This window comes from Saccharothrix sabaoui, from assembly GCF_051756985.1.
GTDB lineage: Bacteria > Actinomycetota > Actinomycetes > Mycobacteriales > Pseudonocardiaceae > Actinosynnema.
This window is the reverse complement of the sequence record NZ_JBPKJK010000304.1, coordinates 1-4,435: the sequence shown is the minus strand read 5'-3', so window position 1 is coordinate 4,435 and position 4,435 is coordinate 1. Positions and strand designations below refer to the sequence as shown.

Annotated in this window: 5 protein-coding genes; all 5 read left to right on the top strand. The window is 73.3% G+C overall.

The window, feature by feature from the left end:
* A partial coding sequence (locus ACR807_RS41240; RefSeq protein WP_438926995.1) for a CE1759 family FMN reductase occupies positions 1–413 on the top strand: 413 nt, incomplete at its 5' end.
* A gap of 173 nt (positions 414–586) precedes the next feature.
* Complete coding sequence (locus ACR807_RS41235; RefSeq protein WP_438926994.1) at positions 587–1,285, top strand: GNAT family N-acetyltransferase; 699 nt, start codon at positions 587–589, stop codon at positions 1,283–1,285.
* A gap of 333 nt (positions 1,286–1,618) precedes the next feature.
* A complete protein-coding gene (hisG, locus tag ACR807_RS41230) occupies positions 1,619–2,482 on the top strand; it encodes an ATP phosphoribosyltransferase (protein WP_438926993.1) in 864 nt (287 codons plus the stop codon).
* A 188-nt stretch (positions 2,483–2,670) separates the two neighbouring features.
* On the top strand, positions 2,671–3,624 hold the full coding sequence (locus ACR807_RS41225) for an ATP-binding cassette domain-containing protein (protein WP_438926992.1): 954 nt from the start codon (positions 2,671–2,673) through the stop codon (positions 3,622–3,624).
* A partial coding sequence (locus ACR807_RS41220; protein WP_438926991.1) for an ABC transporter permease occupies positions 3,621–4,435 on the top strand: 815 nt, incomplete at its 3' end. The genes ACR807_RS41225 and ACR807_RS41220, both read left to right, overlap by 4 nt.

Below are 4,435 nucleotides of genomic sequence, written 5' to 3'. Positions count from 1 at the left end.
TCCCGAGCGCGCGGCTGCGCGCGGCGGTGGCGGACGTGGTGGAGGCCGACGCGCTGATCGCGGTGACCCCGACGTTCAACGCCTCCTACAGCGGGCTGTTCAAGTCCTTCGTGGACGTGCTGGACCCCGACTCGCTGGCGGGCAAGCCGGTGCTCATCGGGGCGACCGGCGGCAGCGAGCGGCACTCGCTGGTGCTCGACCACGCGCTGCGCCCGCTGTTCGCCTACCTGAAGGCGGTCGTGCTGCCGACCGGCGTGTACGCGGCGTCGTCGGACTGGGGCGCGGAGGGCCTGCCCGGTCGCATCGACCGCGCCGCGGGCGAGCTGGCGGACCTGCTCACCGGGCGGCCCGTCGCCGCGAAGCGGACCGGCGAGGACTTCGTGCCGTTCGACCAGCTCCTCGCCGGCCGCTGACCACCGTCGACAGCACCACCGTCGACAGCACCGCCGTCGACAGCACCGCCGCCGACAGCACCGCCGTCGACAGCACCGCCGCCGACAGCACCGCCGCCGACGGCACGCCCACCGCGCCGCCCCGCGCCGGAACGGATTCGATCACCGGTGGGGGCGGCGCATAGGGTGCGACCATGTCCGCCTCGCTGCACCTGGCGGTGCGCAACGCCGTCGTCCTGAACACCGCGCTGGCCCGTGCGCGCGGGCACGACCTCGTGACGCGGCCCGGTTTCCTCGCGGTGTCCGGGCCGCCCCTGCTGCGGGTGCTGCTGCTGCGGCCCGACCCGGACCCCGACGACCTCGCCGAACTGGCCCTGCTGGTCGAGGCGGCGCGGTCGCGGGTGCGGGTCGAGGACCCGTTCTCCACCGTCGACGGCGCCGCCCTCGGCCTGACCGCCGAGCACCTGCCGGTGATGCTCCGCCACGCCCGGCCCGTGCCGCCGCCCGCCGCGGTGGTCACGCCGGTGCGCACCCCCGCCGAGGCGGCCCTGGTCGAGCGCGTCGTCGTCGACGGCTTCCCGCTGCCCGGCTTCCCGCCCGGCGGCGCGCTGCCCGCCGCCCTGCTCGACACCGACGGCGTGGCGCTGCACCTGGCGTGGCGCGACGGCGAACCGGCCGGCGCGTGCCTCACCGTCGACGCCCACCACGCGCGCGGCGTGTACTGGCTGGCGACGCTGCCCGGCCACCGCTCCCGCGGCGTCGCCCGGTCGCTGCTGCACGCCGTGCTCGCCGACCCCGTGCCGGCCACCCTCACCGCGACCGAGCAGGGCCGCGCGCTCTACGACTCGCTCGGCTTCGAGGTGGTCGCCCGCGCGACCTGGTGGTCGAACTGACCACCCGCGCCCGCCCGGCCCGGCCATTGTCGCCGCCCCACCGGCCCCGCCCCGGCGCGGTTACCCGGTCACCGGCCGGAAACGTCCCCGCGCGTTCCCCCGATCAGGTGGGACGAGTCCGGCCGGGCTTTGCCGGCGCGGGTGAACGCCCGGCGAATGACCGCTGTCGACCGCGCCACGACGCGATTGCGCAATTCGCCGGTCGGAAGTCCGGAACAGCGGTCCGGGGACCGTTCCCCGCTCCTTCCACACCGTGGGACACCTGCGCATACCCGGTCGCGGGGGGCATCCCCGGAACGGGGAAGGGGGGCCCGGTGTGGGAGACTGCGCGCCATGGCTCCTCTTCGCTTCGCCCTGCCCAACAAGGGTTCGTTGAGTGCTCCCGCGGCCCAAATGCTGGCCGAAGCGGGGTACCGGGTGAACAGGTCCGGCCGTGAGCTGATCGTGGCGGACCCGGCAAATGACGTTCAGTTCTTTTTCCTGCGGCCCCGCGACATCGCGGTCTACGTCGGCGAGGGTTCGCTCGACGTCGGCATCACCGGTCGCGATCTGCTGCTCGACTCCACGGTGTCCGCGAAGGAGATCCTCCCGCTGGGCTTCGGCCGGGCCAAGTTCTACTTCGCCTCGAAGCCGGGCGGCATCGAGGACGCGTCCGGCCTGGAGGGCAGGCGGATCGCCACCAGCTACCCGAACCTGGTCAAGCAGCACCTCGACGAGCTGGGCCTCAAGGCCCACCTGGTGCGGTTGGACGGCGCGGTCGAGACCGCCGTCGAGCTGGGCGTCGCCGACGCGATCGCCGACGTGGTGGAGACCGGCATCACCCTCAAGACCTCCGGCCTGGAGACGTTCGGCTCGCCGATCCTCAAGTCCGAGGCCGTCCTGATCCAGGGCGACACGGTCGCCGAGACCCCCGAGGCGGTGCGCGCCGTCGAGATCCTGCACCGCCGCCTCCAGGGCGTGCTCATCGCCCGCCGCTACGTCATCCTCGACTTCGACTGCCCCGTCGAGGCCCAGGAGGAGGCGTTCAAGCTCGTGCCGGGCATCGAGTCGCCCACGGTCTCGCCGCTGGCCCGCGAGGGCTGGGTCGCGGTGCGCTCCCTCGTGCCGCGCGACGACGCGCCGTTCATCATGGACGAGCTGTGGCGCGTGGGCGCCCGCGCCATCCTGGTCAGCTCCCTGGACACCTGCCGCATCTGACGGCCCTCCCGTGCCACTCCCGGTCCACCTCGCGGCCCGCCAGACCCGATCTGGCGGGCCGTCTCGCGCCTCAGGGGTGAGGGCGCCCGCGTCGTCGAGCGGCTCCGATCAGTTTTCACCGGAACGCACGTCATGACAGTGGACGACGGCGCCGCCGCCGACCGCACGTCCGCCGAGGAAGGACCACTGTGAACGCCATCGAGACATCGGGACTGGTCAAGGTGTTCGGGGACACCCGCGCCGTGGACGGCGTGGACCTGACCGTCCCCGCCGGCGCGGTGTACGGGCTGCTGGGCCCCAACGGCGCGGGCAAGACCACCACGGTCCGCGTGCTCGCCACCCTGCTCAGGCCCGACGAGGGGGAGGCGCGGGTGTTCGGCCACGACGTGCGCGCCGACCCGGACGCGGTGCGGCGGCTCGTCAGCCTCACCGGCCAGTACGCCTCCGTCGACGAGGACCTGACCGGCACCGAGAACCTGGTGCTGCTGGGCAGGCTGCTCGGCCACGGCCGCGCCCACGCCCGGCGGCGCGCCGCGCGGCTGCTCGACGCGTTCGGCCTGGGCGAGGCCGCGGCCAAGCAGGTCAAGCACTACTCGGGCGGGATGCGCCGCCGGCTCGACATCGCCGCCAGCATCCTCAACACCCCGAAGCTGCTGTTCCTCGACGAACCCACCACGGGGCTGGACCCGCGCAGCCGCAACCAGGTGTGGGACATCGTCCGCGCGGTCGTCGCGCACGGCACCACCGTGCTGCTGACCACCCAGTACCTCGACGAGGCCGACCAGCTCGCCTCCCGCATCGCGGTCGTCGACCGGGGAAAGGTCATCGCCGAGGGCACCAAGGGCGAGCTGAAGGCGTCCGTCGGCGCGGGCACGGTGCACCTGCGGCTGCGCGACGCCGACCAGCGGCCCCGCGCCCGGGAGGTCCTCGTCGCCGCGCTGGACGCCGAGGTGCTGCTCGACCACGACCCGGTCGCCCTCACCGCGCGGCTCACCGGCCGCGCCACCGAGCAGGCCGCCGAGGCGCTCGGGCGGCTCGCCCGCGAGGGCATCACCGTCGACAACTTCTCCCTCGGCCAGCCCAGCCTCGACGAGGTCTTCCTGGCCCTGACCGACAAGAACGCGAAGGGGGCGGCGGCGTGACCGTCACCGACGAAGCCGAGCTCCTGGCCGCGCCCAAGCCCGAGGACCTCGCGGCGGTCCTGCTGGAGACCGAGCGCCCGCCCCCGCCCGGCGCGCTGTCCGCGTCGCTCACGTTCGGCTGGCGGGCCGTGCTGAAGATCAAGCACGTGCCCGAGCAGCTCTTCGACGTGACCGCGTTCCCGATCATGATGGTCCTGATGTTCACCTACCTGTTCGGCGGCGCGCTGGCGGGCTCGCCGGGGGAGTACCTCCAGTACCTGCTGCCCGGCATCACGGTCACCAGCGTCGTGATGATCACCATGTACACGGGCGTCGCGGTGAACACCGACATCGAGAAGGGCGTGTTCGACCGGTTCCGCACGCTGCCGATCTGGCGGCCCGCGCCGATGGTCGGCTACATCCTCGGCGACCTGCTGCGCTACGTGCTGGCGTCCACCACCATCGTGGTCGTCGGCCTGGTCCTCGGGTTCCGGCCCGGCGGCGGGGTCGTCGGCGTGGTGCTCGGCGTGGCCGTGCTGGTGGCGTTCTCGTTCGCGTTCTCCTGGATCTGGACGACGTTCGGCCTGCTGCTGCGCAGCGAGAAGTCCGTGATGGGCGTGAGCATGCTCGTGCTGTTCCCGCTGACGTTCCTGTCCAACGTCTACGTCGTGCCGACCACGATGCCGGGGTGGTTGCAGGCGTTCGTCAACGTCAACCCGGTGACCAAGCTGGTGGACGCGGTGCGCTCGCTGATGGCGGGCGGCTTCGACGGCGGTGCGCTGCTGTGGACGCTGGGCTACGGCGTGGCGTTCACGGTCGTGTTCGGCACCTG